Origin of the sequence: Empedobacter sp. UBA5528 (genome assembly GCF_002426075.1) — a bacterium.
Taxonomy (GTDB): Bacteria; Bacteroidota; Bacteroidia; order Flavobacteriales; family Weeksellaceae; genus Empedobacter; species Empedobacter falsenii_B.
The window spans coordinates 18918-36779 of the sequence record NZ_DINY01000005.1; the positions used below are offsets into that span (position 1 = coordinate 18918).

Below are 17862 nucleotides of genomic sequence, written 5' to 3' on the forward strand. Positions count from 1 at the left end.
TAAATAGTGAAATTTTAATTACTTTTCTCTTTTTAAAATGAAAGATAACAATCTAAAACAAGAAAAAAATGTTAATTTTTAATGTTTTTATTATGTTAAATTTTGATTAAATGTTTAAAAATATTTAAAAATCTTCAATTTTTTTTCATGTAATTTAGTTTATTGTTTGTTTTTAAGGGGGGATTTTATTGATATGATAATTAATATTTAAGTTATTCAAGAAAAGTTTAAAAATTTACCATAATTTAACAATAATCTCATTTAAAGTGTAGAACTTTGCGAAAGTAAACTTTTAAACTATTTCAAAAGATGAGGTTAAACTCAACTAAGCTTTTACTTGTAGGAGCTTTTGCCTTAATGGCATCATTATCTTTCGCCCAAGTTGTTGAACCAACAGATTCTACAAAGGTTGAACAGGACGAAAACGTATCTTTAGGAGAAACATTAATCATTGGTAAAGGAGTTATTGATGTTGCGGAAAATCGTAAAACACCAGTTGCTAATACAATTATCACAAGAGAAGAAATTCAAGATAAAGCAGTTGGTAATGTTGAATTTCCTGAAATCATGAAAAATTCTCCGTCTGTTTATGTGGCTGACCAAGCTTCTGGATTTGGAGATGCTAAAATGTTTTTACGTGGTTTCGATCAGTCAAATACAGCTTACTTATTAAACGGACAGCCAATAAATGGTATGGAAGATGGTAATGTATATTGGTCAAACTGGTCTTCTATGACTGATGTTGCAAACGTTATTGACGTTCAACGTGGTTTGGGTTCTTCTAAATTAGCTATTTCTTCAGTAGGTGGAACAGTTAATATTGTAACAAAAGCAACCGAATTAAGACAAGGAGGATTTGTTCGTTATGTAGCTGGAAATGACTCTTACCAAAAAGCGACTGTAGGGTATAATACAGGAATGAAAGGTAAATGGGGAGCTTCTATTTTATTAGATTATTGGACTGCTCATCGTAAATATGCACGTGGAACAGGAGGAGAAGGACAATCATATTTTGTGTCTGTTGGGTACAAACCAAATGATCGTCACCAATTCAACTGGATGTTATTTGGAGCACCACAAGAGCATGATCAAAATTACTCTAAGCCTTTAACGACAACTTATAATAAAAATGGATCTGTAAACACTCCAGGTTATGATATGACTGGTCGTAAAGGTAATTCTAACTATGGTTTTTACAATGGAGAACCATTATCGTTAAGAACAAATTATTACCACAAACCAGTAACAAATTTAAACTGGGATTGGACAATTAATGAAAATGCATCTTTATCTACAGTTTTATATGCGTCTATGGGACGTGGTGGAGGAACAGGTAATTTAGGTAGAGGATTATTTAGTTTATCTCAAGATGGCTATAATGTATTTACTCAAGACGGGGCTATTAACTGGAATGAGGTTGAAAGATATAATAAAACTATTGCTGGAGGTATTGGTTCAGGAACATCTTCATCATCTTCTAAAGGGATGGTTTTGAGAGCTTCTGTTAATAATCATTTATGGTACGGAGGAGTAACAAACTTCAACTATGATACAAAAACAGGTTGGGCTTTTAACGTAGGAGCAGATGTGCGTTTCTATGAAGGTGATCACTTCCAGCAGGTTGTAAATTATTTAGGATTGAATGGTCGTCAAGAAAATAACAAAAATAGATCAAACAATTTAATAACTAATACATATAAAGCGAAACCATGGGCTTCTTTATTTAATTCAGCTGATAAAGAAGATCGTGTAAATTACGATAACTCGGAAAAAATTAACTATCAAGGTGGTTTTGGACAAGTAGAGTATTCTAATGACATCTTCTCTGCTTTTGTTCAAGGAGCTATTTCTAATCAGTCTTACCAAAAATTTGACCGTTGGAATTATAACGCTGACCACAAAGATGTTGTTAGTGGAGTTGTTTCTTATAAAAATGGAGAGGCAAAATCTAAAGTTCGCAATAAAACTGGATGGAACATTAAAGGAGGTATAGCATTGAATATTACTCAAGAAAACAAAATTTTTGTTAACGCTGGTAAATATTCTCGTCAAGCATTCTTAGATAATGTTTTTATGCAAAATACAGTTAGTTTCATCGATCCAGCAATTGATAACGAAGAGATCTTAGGTTTAGAGGCTGGATATAAATATATGACTCGAAACTTAAATGTTAATATTAATGCTTATTATACTAAGTGGGAAAATCGTGCAGATTCTTATACAGCAAATGGATACTATGTTGGTGAGGATTTTGTTCAACAAGATGTACGTTTCTTATTAACAGGAATTACTCAATTACATAAAGGTATAGAAATAGATTTTAATACAAAAGTTAATAGAGATTGGACTATTAGAGGATATGCTTCATATGGAGATTGGAAATATGATGGTAATGCTAATTATAGAATCCAAGATCAAAATAGTAGCTCAATTGTTATTGACAATAAACCTGTTAATTTAGATGGTGTAAAAGTTGGTAATGCTGCACAATTTACATTTGGTATGGGTACGAAAGTAAATGTAGCTAAAGGATTATCTTTTGATACTGATTTCAACTATTTCGCGAGACTATATGAAAATGTAAATGTAGTTGATATTGTAAAATCAGAACTTAAAGGCAATGATTATTTAAATGTTCCTTTAAGACCATATGCAATTGTTGATTTAGGTGCAACCTATGAATTTAAATTTGGTTCTCAAAAAATTAGATTCAGAGGTAACATTAAAAACTTATTCAATGATCAATACTTATCTCGTAAAGATGGTTATGGTTACTTCTGGGGATTAGGTAGAACTTGGAATGCAGGTGTTACATATAATTTCTAAGATAAATTTTATAAATAATAAAAAGACGAACTTTTATAGTTCGTCTTTTTTTTGTGTTTACCTTTGATGAAAATTTGTAAAATGATTCAGCCTGATTTTTTAAAAGAAGGGGATAAAATAGCAATAGTAGCTCCTGCAAAGCGAATGCTCAAAGGAGAATTAGAAGAAACAATTGAGCTCATAAAATCTTGGAAATTAGTTCCAGTTTTAGGGAAAAATATTTATGCCGAATATGATTTTGGTTATCGATATGCAGGCACAGATGAAATGAGAACAGAAGATTTTCAGTGGGCATTAGATGACCATGAGATAAAAGCGATTTGGTGTGCTAGAGGAGGTTATGGTTCTGTGAAAATTATTGATGAACTTGATTTAACGAAGTTTACTAAAAATCCAAAATGGATCATTGGTTATTCTGATATCACTGTTTTTCACAATCATTTTAATCGATTAGGATATCAAACTTTACACGCGGTTACAGCAAAAAAATTAGCAAATACCGAATATCATCCAACATCCTATCAAAGTATTTATGAAGTACTATTTGGACATGAAATTAATTACGAAATTCAATCACATGCTTACAATAATTTAGGCGAAGCAAATGGAGAATTAATAGGAGGAAATCTTTCGATTGTTTATTCACTTTTAGGGAGCGAATCTGCGATTACAAATCCTACGGATAAGATTTTATTTTTAGAAGATTGGTTTGAGAGTTGGTATGCTGTTGATCGAATGTTGATGAATCTTAAACGAAACGGAATTCTTACTCATGTAAACGCAATTATTTTAGGGAACTTTACGCACATGGATACGGAAGAAGAAAATGCTGAAAACTACAATCATCCATTCGATCCAAAAACGTATGAAGTCATTCATAGTTTTACAAAAAAAATAAATATTCCAATCGCTTTCGGATTTCCTGCAGGACATACAGGACACAATGTTGCGCTAAAAATGGGTGCAAAAGTTCAGTTAAATGTTACTTCAAATAATGTAACTTTGCATCATTATACAAACATATATGAAACAAGATAATTTAACAGTCATTTCTCACCCGTTGGTAAAAGCAAAAATTACGCAAATGCGTGATAAAAACACAACAACGAAAGAATTTGGTGAATTAGTAGACGAAATTTCAGGTTTGATGTGTTACGAAATTACACGTAACATCGAGCTTGAAGAAGTAGAAGTTGAAACGCCAATTACCAAAACAATCGGTTACAAATTAAAAGGAAATGATATGGTTATCGTTCCAATTTTACGTGCAGGATTGGGAATGGTAAAAGGAATTCATCAATTAATTCCTACCGCTAAAGTTGGTCATATTGGGCTTTACCGCGATCATGATACATTACAACCAGTTGAATACTTGTGTAAACTCCCAACAGATTTAGATTCTCGCGATGTGATTTTGGTTGATCCAATGTTAGCAACAGGAGGTTCTGCAATCAAAGCAATCGAAATTCTAAAAGAGAAAGGAGCGAAATCTGTTCGTTTGGCTTGTTTAGTTGGTTGTCCAGAAGGAGTGGAGGCAGTACAAAATGTTTATCCAGAAGTTCCAATTTTCTTGGCTGCTTTGGATGAAAAATTGAATGAAAATGGATACATCGTTCCAGGTTTAGGTGATGCTGGAGATCGTTTGTACGGAACAAAATAATTTTTTTGAATGAGTATTAGTTACGATTTCGGAAAAGAAGCAGAAGATTTTGCCGTTAATTATTTAATCCAAAATGGATACAAAATATTGGCTCGAAATTATTTTTACAGAAAAGCCGAAATCGATATTATTGCTCAATTTGAAAATGAGATTGTTATTATAGAGGTTAAGAGTCGTACTTCAAATTATGTTGCGGAGCCAGAAAGTTCTATTAACACAAAGAAGAAGAAATTGTTAATTCTTGCCGCAGATGATTTTATTCAGAAAAATAATTTTATTTCTGAGGTAAGATTTGATATTTTAGCACTTTTAAAAAAACAACAATCTTGGAGCGTAAATCATATCAAAAATGCATTTAATGCTTCGGAAATTTAATCAACTTTTATGGAAGTATTTATGAGTCTTTTTGACTTTATTATGCATATCGACCAACATTTAGCAGAGTTTGCAAATGAATATGGTTTGTGGTTGTATGCAATTTTATTTTTAATCATTTTCGTGGAAACAGGTGTAGTTGTGATGCCTTTTTTACCTGGAGATTCATTGTTGTTTGCGGCAGGGATGTTAGCTGCACAAGAAACAAATGATATGAATGTGTGGATTATGATTGCAATTCTTTTGGTGGCCGCGATACTCGGTGATACATTGAATTATACCATCGGAAAGAAAGTTGGTTACAAAGCAACTAAAGTTAAGATTTTTGGTAAAAATTTCATCCAAGAAGAACATATCAATAAAACGCACGAATTCTACGAAAAATACGGTTCAAAAACCATTGTAATTGCACGTTTTGTACCAATTGTAAGAACTTTAGCGCCTTTCGTTGCAGGAATTGGGAGAATGGGATACTCTATTTTCATTACATATAATGTGATTGGAGCCGTGTTATGGGTTGTTGGTTTAACACTTATTGGATACTTTTTAGGAAATATAGAATGGGTTCAAAATAATTTTTCTAAAGTAATTTTAGGAATAACAATCGCTTCTGTACTTCCAATTTTAGTGGAAATTATCAAAGAAAAGTTCGGCAAAAAAAAGGTAGCTGAACAAGAATAACTATAAAAACTTAACTCGACTTCGGTCGAGTTTTTTTATACCTTTAAATCATGGAAATTTTAGATTATATTCTACATATCGATAAATATTTAGAAACCATTTTGAATGATTATCAACATTGGTTTTACTTGATTTTATTTCTCTTAATCTTTATCGAAACAGGTTTGGTTGTCATGCCTTTTTTACCTGGCGATTCGCTTTTATTTGCAGCAGGGATGTTAGCTGCGGCTTTTCCAGCTCAACTCAATATTTATATCGTATTAGGTTTACTTTGGATCGCGGCAATTGCAGGCGACACAGTCAATTATACGATTGGGAAAACCTTAGGAACGAAATTAGTCACAGCTAAAATTTTCGGTAAACGAATTATTAAAGATTCTGCGATACTAAAGACCGAAGATTTCTTTACAAAATATGGTTCAAAAACCATTGTAATTGCACGTTTTGTTCCGATTGTAAGAACGCTTGCACCTTTCGTTGCAGGGATTTCTAAAATGCATTATGTCACATTTATCAAATATAATTTTATCGGAGGAACAATTTGGGTTTTCGGGATTACATTGGCTGGCTATTTCCTTGGAACAATTCCATTTATCAAAAACAATTTCGAAATTGTCGTAATGGCAATTATTGTGTTTTCTTTGGTTCCAATTATTGTAGAATTCGTCAAAGAGAAAATAAAAAAATAAAAAATGAGTACAGAAAATTCGATTTTCATCATCTTACTTTTGTTGATAATCTTTTTACCAATTATTTTATTTATCATTGAGTCTCAAAAAGAATATAAACACGAAAATGATGAAGTTATTCGCGTCAAAATTGGTTTTTTAAGCTATATTTCAGTTTTTAATATGATTCTTTTTGCAATTCTTTGTCTTACTTTTTTATTTATAGCTTATCAATTATTGTTTGTGACAGATTTCATTTTAACTAACATAATTATTGGAATGATTTTTTTGATACTATTCTTTGTTTTTACCATTCCAGTTGCCAATACTTACAATCATCTCTTACATGAATCTAAGCGAGAAATTTATTTTTTCAGGAATAAAAAGGTTTTGTTCGTTGTAGAAAAAGAATCAGAAATTACTATTGATTTAGAAGATGAAATGATTGAAATCAATCACGAAGTTTCTAATAAAAGTTCTAAATATCAAACTGGTCATGGTAAATATAATTTTATTCAGAATGATGAAATTATTCCAATTTCAGATTTAATCAAATTTCCGCAAGATTTTCTTGATCAAAATAATATTGAACAAGTTAAAGTTTCGAAACTTTTTATTTGGATTTAGATAATCATTCAAATAATTCCTATCTTCTATTTTTAAAAATATCAATCAATGAAAAACCTATTAATTATTTGTTCTATCCTTTTTTCTTTTGTTGTAAATGCACAACAAGGTTATCCTGTTCCTCCAAAATCAGAAAATAGATTATTTTACATTCAACACAACGACAATAAAAATACGTTTGTTTACGATGCACTTTTTTCGAGCAAAGGAATTTTAGATGCTAACAATCCAGTTGATATTTATCGCATTCTTTATGCTGAAGATGGTTCAAAAAAGCCCTTGACTTCTATACAAAAGAAATTGGCATATGGTTTAGATATTAAGAAAATTGAAAAGAATGTTTTTCAGTTGACATTGGTTTCTTATCCAACTCAAAAATTAACGCTTAAGCTTGATTCTCAAAAAAATCCAATTGTTCAAACAACTGTTAATAACAAGTTGATAACACTGAATCGTGTTTTCTTAAAACAGAAGAAAGGAACGGCTGGAATCTCCGTAAAGCTTGATTATATTTTATTTTACGGAAAAGATAAAAACGGAAAATCTGTAGAAGAGAAAATTGTTCTCTAAAAAAATCTCCCTAAATTAGAATCTGTAAGACGCAATTTAATAGCATATGATCGAAGTAAGAGAGGTGAATACGCCAAGTGAAATGAAGAAATTTGTCGATTTACCTTTTGAAGTGTATAAAGATAATCCGTATTGGGTGCCTTCTTTAAAGAAAGATGAACTCGCAAGTTTTGATAAAAATAATGCAATTTTTGAGACGGTTGAAGCTAACTATTTTTTAGCTTACAAAGGAAAAGAAGTAGTTGGACGAATTGTTTCGATTATTAATTGGACCGAAGTAAAAGAACTTGGAAAGACTAAAATTCGGTTTGGTTGGTTAGTTTTTAAAGATGATATCAACATTTTAAAAGCTTTATTAACAACTGTTGAAAACATTGCTAAAAATAATAAACTGAGTTATATAGAAGGTCCGATGGGATTTTCGAATATGGATAAAGCTGGATTATTAACAGAAGGATTTGATAAAGTTGCTACTTTAATCGGTTTGTATAATTACGAATATTATCCAACATATTTACAAGAATTAGGTTATCAAACAAAAGCCGAATGGTTAGAATATTCTATTGATATTGCGAATTTGGGTAAGGTAAAGCAAATGGATAAATTGTGCGAAATGCTCAAAAAACGTTACGAAATTGATACGTACAAATTTGATACAATTGACGAAATGTTACCTTACGTAGATGAGATGTTCGATTTGTTGAATGTGACGTATGCAGAATTGCAAAGTTTTGTTCCGATAGAAAAATTTCAGGTTGAACATTACAAAAAGAAATATCTCAAATTTATTCATCCCGATTTTATTTCGTGTGTAAAAGATAAAAACAACAAAATGATTGCTTTTGCGATTACGATGCCTTCATTTTCGAAAGCTTTCCAGAAAACGAAAGGAAAATTGTTCCCATTTGGTTGGTGGCATTTGATGCAAGCCCAAAAAAAGAACGATCATGTCGAATTTTATTTGATTGGAATTGATCCTCATTATCAAAATAAAGGTGTAAATGCCTTGATTTTTAAAGAACTTTATGATCGATTTATAGCAAGAGGAATTAAAACTTTAGAAACGAATCCTTTGCTTGAGGAAAATACAAAAGTGCAACAATTGTGGAAAAACTTTGATCCTGTTGTTCACAAGAGACGAAAAACATTTTATAAAAATATAGAAGCATAAAAAAAGGTTAGGATTTTGTCCTAACCTTTTTGATTGAAATAATGATTAATCTTGATTGTCTTCTTTCCAATCTTTGATTGTACTTTCAATTTCTTCTCTAGATTTTCCTGTTTTTTCCTGAATTTTACCTACAACTTCATCGTATTTTCCTTCAGCATAAACTTTGTCATCATCAAACCAATCACCATATTTTTGTTTTACAGCACCTTTGATTCGATTCCATTTTCCTTCTAATTCTAATTTGTCCATAATTTTTTGTTTTATAAGTTGTAAATAGATTTATACTATATGTTGAACAAATATTAAACCATAGATTTCGAAAGACTTATAAAAAAATGTTAAATAAAATATAGGAATATTGGTTTAGAATACTGCGAAGTATATCAAAACAATGATGATAATTACAACCACTATAAATTCAAAAATGGGGATAGTTCTCCCTCCAGATTTCAAATTTCTTTTTCTTTTCGAATACATACCAAACAACTTGTAACCAAATAATGACCTAAATTTATAAAAAATATTATAAAGTAATAAGTCATAAAAAAAGACTTTGAAATATTTTTCAAAGTCTTTGCTGTTGTACGGGCGGGGAGACTCGAACTCCCACACCTTGCGGCACTAGATCCTAAGTCTAGCGTGTCTACCAATTCCACCACGCCCGCTAAAATCTCACCGATTTGGATTGCAAATATACACAAGTTTTCTTTCTAACAAAATTTCGAAATAAAATTTTTTTAATCTTTTTTTACATTCTAAATTTGTACAAAGCTTTTACAAAAATGGAAATTACAGGAAGAATTAAGAAAGTATTTGAAACTCAAAATATTACTGCAAGTTTCAAGAAAAGAGAATTTGTTGTTACAACGCAAGAACAATATCCACAAGATATTTTAATTGAGCTTACACAAGATAAGACTGATGTGTTGAATGCTTACAAACCTGGTGATGAAGTGAAAGTTTCTATCAATATTCGTGGTCGTGAGTGGATTAATCCAGAAGGAGTAGCAAGATATTTTAATACAATCCAAGCGTGGAGAATTGAGAATATGGCGAATGCAGCTGCACAAGCACCTCAAGGTTACGATAATTTTGCACCAGCGCCTCCAGTTGATACTTTTTCTAATGGAGATGATGATGATTTACCATTCTAAGTAAAAAAACATCAATTAATACTAAACGTGTTCTTTATTGGACACGTTTTTTTAATTTTATATAAATTATACACAAAACGATATGTATTGGTTAAGTTCTGATTTAATCTTTCCTGATTACGATGAAGTGAATAGCGAGGGAATTATAGCTGTTGGAGGAGATCTTTCGCCAGAACGCCTAATTTTGGCTTATCAGAAAGGAATTTTTCCTTGGTTTAATGAAGAAGATCCAATTATTTGGTGGTTTCCACAAGATCGATTTGTTTTATTTCCAGAAAATTTACATGTTTCGAAATCGATGAAGAAAGTTTTTCGAGATCAAATATTTACGTATTCAGAAAATAAAGCGTTTCGAGAAGTGATTACAAATTGTTCGCAAGCGTATAGAAAAGATCAGGACGGAACGTGGATTACAAATGATATGATCGAAGCATATTGTACGTTACATGAAATGGGAATCGCTAAAAGTATTGAAGTTTGGCAAAACGACGAATTGGTTGGTGGTTTTTATGGAATTGATATGGGCGATGTTTTTTGTGGAGAAAGTATGTTTGCGAAAGTGAGCAATGCTTCCAAAGCTGGTTTTATACAATTTGTTGCAAAATACCACAAGAAATATAAATTGATCGATTGTCAAGTTTATACCGAACATTTAGCGAGTTTGGGTGCAATGGAAATTCCGAGTGATGTTTTTTTGGAATATTTGGAGAAATAAAAAAAAGCGAAATTCGGATTTCGAACTTCGCTTTTTCAATTTACTTCGTAAAAGTAATAGGATATTTTAAATTTTTATATTCATTTAGATCTGCATTTAACGATCCAACTAATAAACCCGCTTTTATTTTTAGCGGAACTAAGTTATCATCGTCAGAAATCCACATTGTAACCGATTCTGATTCTTTGAAAACACGACCAGATTGTACATACGGACGAATTTTGATTGCTGCAATTTTTCCGAATTTTGTTTTTAGGGTTTCACGTCCCAAAACTTTCAATCGAAATTTAAGCGTTTCGTCACCAAGAAAAATATTTTCGTTCAAATAATCTCCTGTTTTAAGAGTGGCATGATTGGCATTACGTAAGCTATAAAAAGCAGAAAGTAAATCTTGCGCATCGTACGGAATCGTTTCTGTAGTAACTTTTCCATCTCGTTTATTTTCGACTTTTGCTTTTCTATTGGCATGATCAAAATAATAAATTTGATGACGTTTGTAACTTCCTTCTACAATATTTCGAACAAATTTTGTTGGTTTCAAATCTGTTTTATCAATATACGATTCGTAATTATCATCTACCTTAAAAAAAGCACGCACAGCACCAGTAGAAGTTCCTTTTCCTATGATGTGATAATGGCTTTTTCCATTCAATGTAGCTTCTCTTACATCAATGGAAGCAAAACCTGCATTCAATCCAGAATAATGAACTCTAAATTTTAGATTTTCGCCAACTTTGTAGTTGTTTTGAGCATTTAAAGGCAATGCAAATGAAAGGACAATAAAAGTAAAAAATAAAATATATTTTTTCATTTTGAATTTTTGGTTTTGAGGTTAAGATTCAAATTGTTTGCCAAAAATAATAAAACGCCTTTATAAATTGATATAAAGGCGTTTTAATTTATGAGAATCTAATGATATTCTAATTTTCTTCTTTTAAGGAAGATATTTGATCTGCTTCAGTTGAAGTTTCAAAATCTGAAACATTGATAACCGAAACTATTTCTGGAACATATTTTTTGATGGTCATTTCAACACCAGACTTTAAGGTCATTTGGTTGACAGAACATGCTATACATGCACCTGTAAGGCGAACTTTTACAATATTATCTTCTACAGATACTAATTCGATATCGCCTCCATCTGAATTTAAGAATGGTCTAATTTCAGTTAAGGCCTTTTCAACTTCTGAATATTTTTCTTCTGGAGTCATGATCTTTTACTTTTTTTAATTTTTTGCCGAACAACCTGCCATCGTTGTAATACGAACGGCTTCTGTTGGAGGCAAAGTATTGTTACGTTCTACTAAACTTTGTACTGCGTTACGTGCAATTTCTTTGTAAACATTAGCTACAACAGTATCTTCTTGCATTGCAGCTGGACGACCAACGTCAGCAGCTTCGCGAATAGATTGTACAATTGGAATTTCGCCTAAGAAAGGAACACCAATTTGTTCTGCTAAGTTCTTTGCACCATTTTGTCCAAAGATATAATATTTGTTGTTAGGTAATTCTTCTGGTGTAAAATACGCCATATTTTCTACAATTCCTAAAACTGGAACATTAATCGCTTCCATTTGGAACATTCCAACTCCTTTTTTTGCATCTGCTAATGCAATATTTTGAGGCGTAGAAACTACAACAGCTCCTGTAATTGGAACTTGTTGAACGATAGATAAATGAATGTCACCTGTTCCTGGAGGTAAGTCGATTAATAAGAAATCTAATTCTCCCCAATGTGCATCACGAATCATTTGATTCAATGCTTTTGCAGCCATCGGTCCTCTCCAAACAATTGCTTGATCTGTATCAGCAAAGAATCCAATTGATAATAATTTAATTCCGTAAGCTTCTACTGGTTTTATTTTCGTTTTTCCATTAACTTCTACAGAATATGGACGAGCATCTTGACAATCGAACATAATTGGCATAGAAGGTCCGTAGATATCAGCATCTAATAAACCTACCTTGAATCCCATGTTTGCTAAACTTATTGCTAAGTTTGATGAAACAGTAGATTTACCAACACCACCTTTACCTGATGCTACAGCGATAATATTTTTAACACCTGGCAATTCAGAACCTTTGATTTCGTTCGGATTTTTTTCTTCAACTTCAACAGAAATGTTAAGTTTAAGATTTGACTCAGGTAAATTTTCTTTAAATGCATTTTTCAACGCAATTTCCAAACGCTTGCGTTCGTGCATTGCAGGCGAAGGAGAAACAATATCCAATATAATATCATTTCCCATCACTTGAGCGTTACGCATCCAATTGCGAATACCTAATTCTTCTAATACTTGATATATTTGATCTCTTGTGTAAGCCATCTTTTAATTTTAATGAGACAAAATTACGAAGAATCAAAGACTTTAAATAATCTAAAAACGTGATTTTAATTGTTTTGCTTTATAATTTGATAAATAGACTTAATTTGATGTATATTTAAACTTTAAATCTGACTATGGAAGAGCATATTATTTATCTGACGAATATAAGAAAACAGATTATTGATGAGCTTGAACAACACTCTCTGAAACAACTACTTTATATACCTGTTGGCTATAAAAACAATTTGTTTTGGAATGCGGCTCACGTTTTGGCAACACAGCAATTGATCCATTATTATTTAACCGATAATAGGATGTTGGTCGATATTCAGTTTATTCAGAAGTATAAAAAAGGAACAATCGGAAATACGGAAGTAACGGAAGAAGATGTGACAGAATTGAAGGAAATGTTGGAAAGTACACCAATGCAGATGTTCAAGGATTATCGTTCGGAAAAACTATCGTATTATCGATCATATAAAACAAGTTTTGGTATGACGTTAGAATCGATTGAAGATGCAATTTTGTACAACAATATTCACGAAGCAATGCATTTGGGCTATATGATGGCGATGAAAAAGAATATTCCTTTTTAAAATCAAAAAGAGAATAAAATTTAAAAATTTAGATGTTAACATACAGAGATGCTAAACGAAGCGATTTAGAAAAAATAACAGAAATTTATAATTCTACAATAGCTTCGCGATTAGTAACTGCCGATACAGAACCAGTTTCAGTTGAAAGTAAAGCAAAATGGTTCGAAGAACATTCACCTGAAAAAAGACCACTTTGGGTTGTAGAAAATGAATTGAAAGACATTGTAGGTTGGGTAAGTTTTCAATCTTTTTATGGAAGACCAGCTTATGATGCAACTGTAGAAATTAGCATTTATTTAGATGCTATGCAACGTGGAAAAGGTTTAGGAAAACAAGTGTTGGAATATAGCATTACGAAAGCAGCAGAATTTGGAATTAAAACGATTTTAGGTTTTATTTTTTCGCATAATGAACCAAGTTTAAAACTATTCAAACATTTTGGTTTCGAAGATTGGGGAAATTATCCCAATATTGCAATTTTAGACGGAATAGAAAGAAGTTTAACTATTTTAGGAAAACGAATCGCATAAAAAACCCTCACTTCATTTGAAGTGAGGGTTTTTTGTTTATCAGATAAATTTTATTTACCAATACTCCAAATCAGTGCTTTTTCTTTAGTTGCTCTGTAAATTGTAGCATGTTCTTCTTTCGGTTCTGGAGAATAATTCCATTTTAGGTTTGGAAGTTTTTCTTGTGTTAAAATATTCTTCAAATCATCTGTATAAGGCAAAATATCACTTGCTCCAGATCCTGCAAACCATAACTTTTTTGGAGTTAAAGGAAATTTAGCTAAATCATTTTTTGCATTTAATAGCATTTTGTGATCGTTCCACCAAAGTGAAGGATCAATTGCAATATAATAATCAAACATATCTGGTTGTTTCAGAAAAGTTTCCATGATAAATAATCCAGCCAACGATTCGCCAATAATTCCTTTTTGGGATTGAGTGCGATACTTTTTCGTGATTTCAGGAAATAATTCATCCTTGATAAAACTTCTAAATTCATTCGAACCTCCCACAACATCGGCTATTTTTTTATCTTCTTCGTTTTCGGTTGGCGGACTCAAATCTTTGCGACGTTGTATGTTTTCTATTCCAACTAAAATAACCGGTTTTATTTTTTTCGAAGTAATTAAGCTATCCAATGTGTTTGCAATATGTGGAAAATCCTCTTTTGTTCCGCCATCTGGCATATACAAAACGGATAATGAATCCTGAGAAGTTGAATATTCTTTTGGAACCCAAACATTAATAATTCGTTTTTCATTTAGAATTTTAGAATCAATTGTAAATGTTTCGTGTTTCGGAATAGGATCGTCATAAACAACGGGATTAGAGTTTTTGCAGGATGTCAAAAAACTAATAGAGATTACAACTAATAAGTAGTTAAAAATCGATTTCATATATTTCATATTAAAGTGTTTTATCAAATATACAAAAATCATAAAGAGTTGATTTTCTATTTAATAAAAAAGACCACTAAAAAATTAGTAGTCTTTTTCAAATTATTTTCTAAAGAGTTTTTAATACTCTAAAAATCTCACTTTATCTTCGATTGGTTGACGAACAGCTTCTGGAGAATCTCCTTCAATTTTTCCCATATAGAAAACACCAACACATTTTTCGCCTTCTTCCATAGTTGTAAACTCATCAACATTGGCGATAATGTTTGCTGGAGAAGACCAATATGCACCAATCTTTAGCGCACTTGCCATTAACCACATATTCTGAACAGCCATAGAAGTTGCAGCTAATTCTTCCCATTCAGGATTTTTTTCTGTGTTGATAAAATTGATTAATACAATTTTATTCGACTTATCACATTTCTCAATTAATGCATTTATTTTTCTGTCGCTCAATTGATCTGTTGGCGTTCCTTGCACATAAACACGCTTTACGTATTCGCGGAAACGGTCTTTTGCAGGTCCTTCTAAAACAACAAAACGCCAAGGTTCTGTTTTTTTATGAGATGGCGCCCAATTTGCTGCCTCAAAAATTTGATTCAATTCTTCGCGCGTAATTTCTTCTTGATTGTATTGCGGAGGAAATATAGAGCGTCTATTTTTTATGATTGATAATAAATCGTTTGCATTCATGTTGTAACAATTATTAATTTTATTCTACTAATCAAGCAAATTTACATTAATTTCAATTAAACCAACGTTAAGATGAAAACATTAGATTACAACAAAATTGAGTATTACAAAAACAATAAATTCCAATTTGATATCGGAAAATATTTCAATCAATCATTAGAACTTTTCCAAAATAATTGGCAGCCATTTGTTATTTATGCTCTTGTTGCAGCTATTGTTTATATGTTTACTTCCTTCACTATAATCGGATTGCTTTTTGTGATGTATCCACTTATAATGGGATTTATGATTGGAGCAGAACGTGCCGAAAACAAAATGTCATTAGAACTAGGTGACTTTTTTGGAGGTTTCAAAAATATAGGAAGCTATTTCCTTTTAACACTTATCGTAATGGGAGTTGCAATAGTTGTAATGTTACCATACATTATTTTTTCTTTTTTACCACTTATGTTTAATGATCCCGAAAATGTAAACTCAGCATTAATGATTGGTTCATCGCTTTTTGGTATGTTATACATCTTAGTGGCGACAGTATTTTTATTGTTCTTACAAGCGTGTATTTATCTGGCTCCGTATCTTATTCATTATGGAAATATGAGCGCTATTGACGCAATGAAAACTTCTTATGCAATCGTAAAAAAGAATTTTTGGTGGATGGTTCTAATAGCTATTGTTGTTAGTCTGGTTGCTTCAATAGGAGCTATTGCTTGTTATGTGGGTGTGTTAGCAACTTATCCAATTGGCTATATGATGGTTTATTTTATGTTAAAAGATATGATTTTGACAGATGATGAAAAAACAGAAATTGATCTACTTGGTACAAACCAAGAATAATATTAATTTTATCGAATGTTAGCAAAGCATTCGATTTTTACGAAAATGAATGAATTGGGAGCTGCAAAAGTTCCCTTTTTTTTTATGATCGATTTTTTGAAAGAAAATGGAGAAGTAATTCCGTTAAATGAATTACCTGATGAGATAAAATTTGAAATAGATTCGCCAAAAAAAGAATCTTTTCAGAAAGATTTTAAATTCAATAAATTCCCGATTTCCTTTGACGAATATTTGCCAAAATTCAATTATGTTCACGATAATCTTTTGTTTGGAAATTCATATTTAACGAATTTAACGCTTCCAACAAAAATTGAAACTGATTTGTCTTTGAATGAAATTTTTCAGTTTTCTGAAGCAAAATATAAATTGAAATATAAAGACGAATTTGTTTGTTTTTCTCCCGAACGTTTTGTGAAAATTGAAGATCAAAAAATCTTTTCAAATCCAATGAAAGGAACCATTGATGCTTCGATTCCAAATGCAAAACAACTCATTTTGAATGATGAAAAAGAAGCTGCCGAACATGCTACAATTGTCGATTTAATTAGAAATGATTTGAGTCTTGTTTCAGAAAATGTTGAGGTAACAAATTATCGCTACATGGATGAGGTGAAGACAAATGATGCAACACTTTTGCAAGTAAGTTCTGAGATAAAAGGTGATTTGAATGATGATTATTACCAAAACTTAGGAACGATTTTCGATAAACTTTTACCTGCTGGTTCTATTTGCGGTGCGCCCAAAAAGAAAACCGTTGAAATTATTTTAGAAGCCGAGAAGTATCATCGAAATTTTTATACAGGAGTTTTTGGTGTTTTTGATGGCGAAAATCTTGATAGTGCTGTGATGATTCGTTTCATCGAAAATAATCAAGGTGAATTATTTTTCAAGAGTGGAGGAGGAGTAACAGCAAAAAGTAAGGCAAAAGCAGAGTACGAAGAATTAATACAAAAAGTATATGTTCCAATTTATTGAATCGATTTGTTGTGTAAACAAACAACTTCGAAATTTAGAATTTCATCAAGCGAGATTTGATCGAACAAGAAATGATAATTTTACTGAAATCAATCCGATTTTATTAGACGAAATTATTAAGTTTCCAACAGATTTAACGGTTGAAAAATATAAAGTTAAAATTGTATATGATCGAGAAATTCAATCGGTAGAATTTCAACCGTATCAAATCAAACCAATTGAAAGTATTCAACTTTTTGAAATCGAAAATAAAATTGATTATTCATACAAATATTTAGATCGTTGGTTTTTTGATGAATATTTAAAAGAATCAAAAACAGATGATTTGGTCTTGGTGAAATCAAATTATATTACCGATTGTATTTATTCGAATATTGTTTTTTTTGACGGTTCTCAATGGATCACGCCACGAACTTTTCTATTGAAAGGAACAATGCGAGAAGTTTTGTTACAATCAAGCGAGATCATTCAGAAAAATATAAAAGTTTCAGATTTAGTTAATTTTAAATCATTCAAACGAATCAATGCGATGATGAATTTAGACGAAAGCCAAGAATTGGATATTTCGTTGTTAATTCAATAACT

22 protein-coding genes and 1 tRNA gene are annotated in these 17862 nt (G+C 31.3%); 16 read left to right on the forward strand and 7 right to left on the reverse strand.

What is annotated here, in order from left to right:
• Positions 1-309: 309 nt before the first annotated feature.
• From B4L98_RS00745 to B4L98_RS00785, 9 genes are all read left to right on the forward strand, one after another.
• The gene (locus tag B4L98_RS00745; RefSeq protein WP_291047817.1) at positions 310-2826 is read left to right on the forward strand and encodes a TonB-dependent receptor; all 2517 of its coding nucleotides are present in this window, start codon (positions 310-312) and stop codon (positions 2824-2826) included.
• An 81-nt stretch (positions 2827-2907) separates the two neighbouring features.
• On the forward strand, positions 2908-3864 hold the full coding sequence (locus tag B4L98_RS00750) for a S66 peptidase family protein (protein ID WP_291047815.1): 957 nt from the start codon (positions 2908-2910) through the stop codon (positions 3862-3864).
• Positions 3851-4486, forward strand: coding sequence for a uracil phosphoribosyltransferase (upp, locus tag B4L98_RS00755; RefSeq protein ID WP_180905396.1), 636 nt, complete (start codon positions 3851-3853; stop codon positions 4484-4486). The genes B4L98_RS00750 and upp overlap by 14 nt, the downstream gene beginning before the upstream one ends.
• A 9-nt stretch (positions 4487-4495) precedes the next feature.
• Positions 4496-4861 (forward strand): YraN family protein, encoded by a 366-nt coding sequence (locus B4L98_RS00760; RefSeq protein ID WP_114998692.1) that lies wholly within the window; start codon positions 4496-4498, stop codon positions 4859-4861.
• 9 nt (positions 4862-4870) lie between these two features.
• Entirely contained in the window at positions 4871-5542 is a 672-nt protein-coding gene (locus tag B4L98_RS00765) for a DedA family protein (protein WP_180905395.1), read from the forward strand.
• Positions 5543-5592: 50 nt separating this feature from the next.
• Entirely contained in the window at positions 5593-6231 is a 639-nt protein-coding gene (locus B4L98_RS00770) for a VTT domain-containing protein (protein WP_291067021.1), read from the forward strand.
• Positions 6232-6234: 3 nt separating this feature from the next.
• Positions 6235-6837 (forward strand): hypothetical protein, encoded by a 603-nt coding sequence (locus tag B4L98_RS00775; protein ID WP_114998695.1) that lies wholly within the window; start codon positions 6235-6237, stop codon positions 6835-6837.
• 48 nt (positions 6838-6885) lie between these two features.
• The gene (locus B4L98_RS00780) at positions 6886-7407 is read left to right on the forward strand and encodes a DUF4833 domain-containing protein (RefSeq protein WP_286495691.1); all 522 of its coding nucleotides are present in this window, start codon (positions 6886-6888) and stop codon (positions 7405-7407) included.
• A 46-nt stretch (positions 7408-7453) separates the two neighbouring features.
• Positions 7454-8578 carry a GNAT family N-acetyltransferase gene (locus B4L98_RS00785; protein WP_291077316.1) on the forward strand — a complete coding sequence of 375 codons (1125 nt, stop codon included), beginning with the start codon at positions 7454-7456 and terminating at the stop codon, positions 8576-8578.
• Between the two features lie 45 nt (positions 8579-8623).
• Here the strand turns inward: B4L98_RS00785 and B4L98_RS00790 are convergent, their stop codons facing one another.
• A complete protein-coding gene (locus B4L98_RS00790; RefSeq protein ID WP_038336421.1) occupies positions 8624-8827 on the reverse strand; it encodes a CsbD family protein in 204 nt (67 codons plus the stop codon).
• A 334-nt stretch (positions 8828-9161) separates the two neighbouring features.
• Positions 9162-9243 (reverse strand) — tRNA-Leu (locus B4L98_RS00795).
• Positions 9244-9360: 117 nt separating this feature from the next.
• On the opposite strand from B4L98_RS00795, the gene B4L98_RS00800 reads away from it, so the two are divergent.
• Together B4L98_RS00800 and aat are read left to right on the forward strand one after the other, a co-directional pair.
• Complete coding sequence (locus tag B4L98_RS00800) at positions 9361-9732, forward strand: DUF3127 domain-containing protein (RefSeq protein ID WP_019976879.1); 372 nt, start codon at positions 9361-9363, stop codon at positions 9730-9732.
• An 82-nt stretch (positions 9733-9814) separates the two neighbouring features.
• Positions 9815-10447 (forward strand): leucyl/phenylalanyl-tRNA--protein transferase, encoded by a 633-nt coding sequence (gene aat, locus B4L98_RS00805; RefSeq protein WP_114998700.1) that lies wholly within the window; start codon positions 9815-9817, stop codon positions 10445-10447.
• 40 nt (positions 10448-10487) lie between these two features.
• Here the strand turns inward: aat and B4L98_RS00810 are convergent, their stop codons facing one another.
• From B4L98_RS00810 to B4L98_RS00820, 3 genes are all read right to left on the reverse strand, one after another.
• Positions 10488-11258 carry a DUF3108 domain-containing protein gene (locus tag B4L98_RS00810; RefSeq protein WP_291077318.1) on the reverse strand — a complete coding sequence of 257 codons (771 nt, stop codon included), beginning with the start codon at positions 11256-11258 and terminating at the stop codon, positions 10488-10490.
• Positions 11259-11367: 109 nt separating this feature from the next.
• Entirely contained in the window at positions 11368-11658 is a 291-nt protein-coding gene (locus B4L98_RS00815) for a NifU family protein (RefSeq protein ID WP_114998704.1), read from the reverse strand.
• Positions 11659-11673: 15 nt separating this feature from the next.
• On the reverse strand, positions 11674-12774 hold the full coding sequence (locus tag B4L98_RS00820; protein ID WP_114998705.1) for an Mrp/NBP35 family ATP-binding protein: 1101 nt from the start codon (positions 12772-12774) through the stop codon (positions 11674-11676).
• A gap of 134 nt (positions 12775-12908) precedes the next feature.
• On the opposite strand from B4L98_RS00820, the gene B4L98_RS00825 reads away from it, so the two are divergent.
• Together B4L98_RS00825 and B4L98_RS00830 are read left to right on the forward strand one after the other, a co-directional pair.
• The gene (locus B4L98_RS00825; protein WP_038336414.1) at positions 12909-13370 is read left to right on the forward strand and encodes a DinB family protein; all 462 of its coding nucleotides are present in this window, start codon (positions 12909-12911) and stop codon (positions 13368-13370) included.
• Positions 13371-13402: 32 nt separating this feature from the next.
• Positions 13403-13900: a GNAT family N-acetyltransferase gene (locus B4L98_RS00830; protein WP_114998707.1), complete on the forward strand. Its 498-nt coding sequence runs from the start codon at positions 13403-13405 to the stop codon at positions 13898-13900.
• Positions 13901-13950: 50 nt separating this feature from the next.
• Here B4L98_RS00830 and B4L98_RS00835 read toward each other — a convergent pair whose 3' ends face one another.
• Positions 13951-14784: an alpha/beta hydrolase gene (locus B4L98_RS00835; protein WP_291077320.1), complete on the reverse strand. Its 834-nt coding sequence runs from the start codon at positions 14782-14784 to the stop codon at positions 13951-13953.
• A 111-nt stretch (positions 14785-14895) separates the two neighbouring features.
• The gene (locus tag B4L98_RS00840; RefSeq protein WP_219033807.1) at positions 14896-15468 is read right to left on the reverse strand and encodes a nitroreductase family protein; all 573 of its coding nucleotides are present in this window, start codon (positions 15466-15468) and stop codon (positions 14896-14898) included.
• Positions 15469-15540: 72 nt separating this feature from the next.
• Between B4L98_RS00840 and B4L98_RS00845 the strand changes: the two genes are divergently transcribed.
• The 3 genes from B4L98_RS00845 to B4L98_RS00855 are packed head-to-tail and all read left to right on the forward strand — an operon-like array spanning position 15541 to position 17860.
• Entirely contained in the window at positions 15541-16302 is a 762-nt protein-coding gene (locus B4L98_RS00845) for a hypothetical protein (RefSeq protein ID WP_291060486.1), read from the forward strand.
• Between the two features lie 15 nt (positions 16303-16317).
• Positions 16318-17277 (forward strand): aminodeoxychorismate synthase component I, encoded by a 960-nt coding sequence (locus tag B4L98_RS00850; RefSeq protein WP_291060488.1) that lies wholly within the window; start codon positions 16318-16320, stop codon positions 17275-17277.
• Positions 17261-17860, forward strand: a complete 600-nt coding sequence (locus tag B4L98_RS00855; protein WP_291071890.1) for an aminotransferase class IV — start codon at positions 17261-17263, stop codon at positions 17858-17860. Before B4L98_RS00850 ends, B4L98_RS00855 begins: the two co-directional genes overlap by 17 nt.
• The last annotated feature ends 2 nt before the right edge of the window (positions 17861-17862 follow it).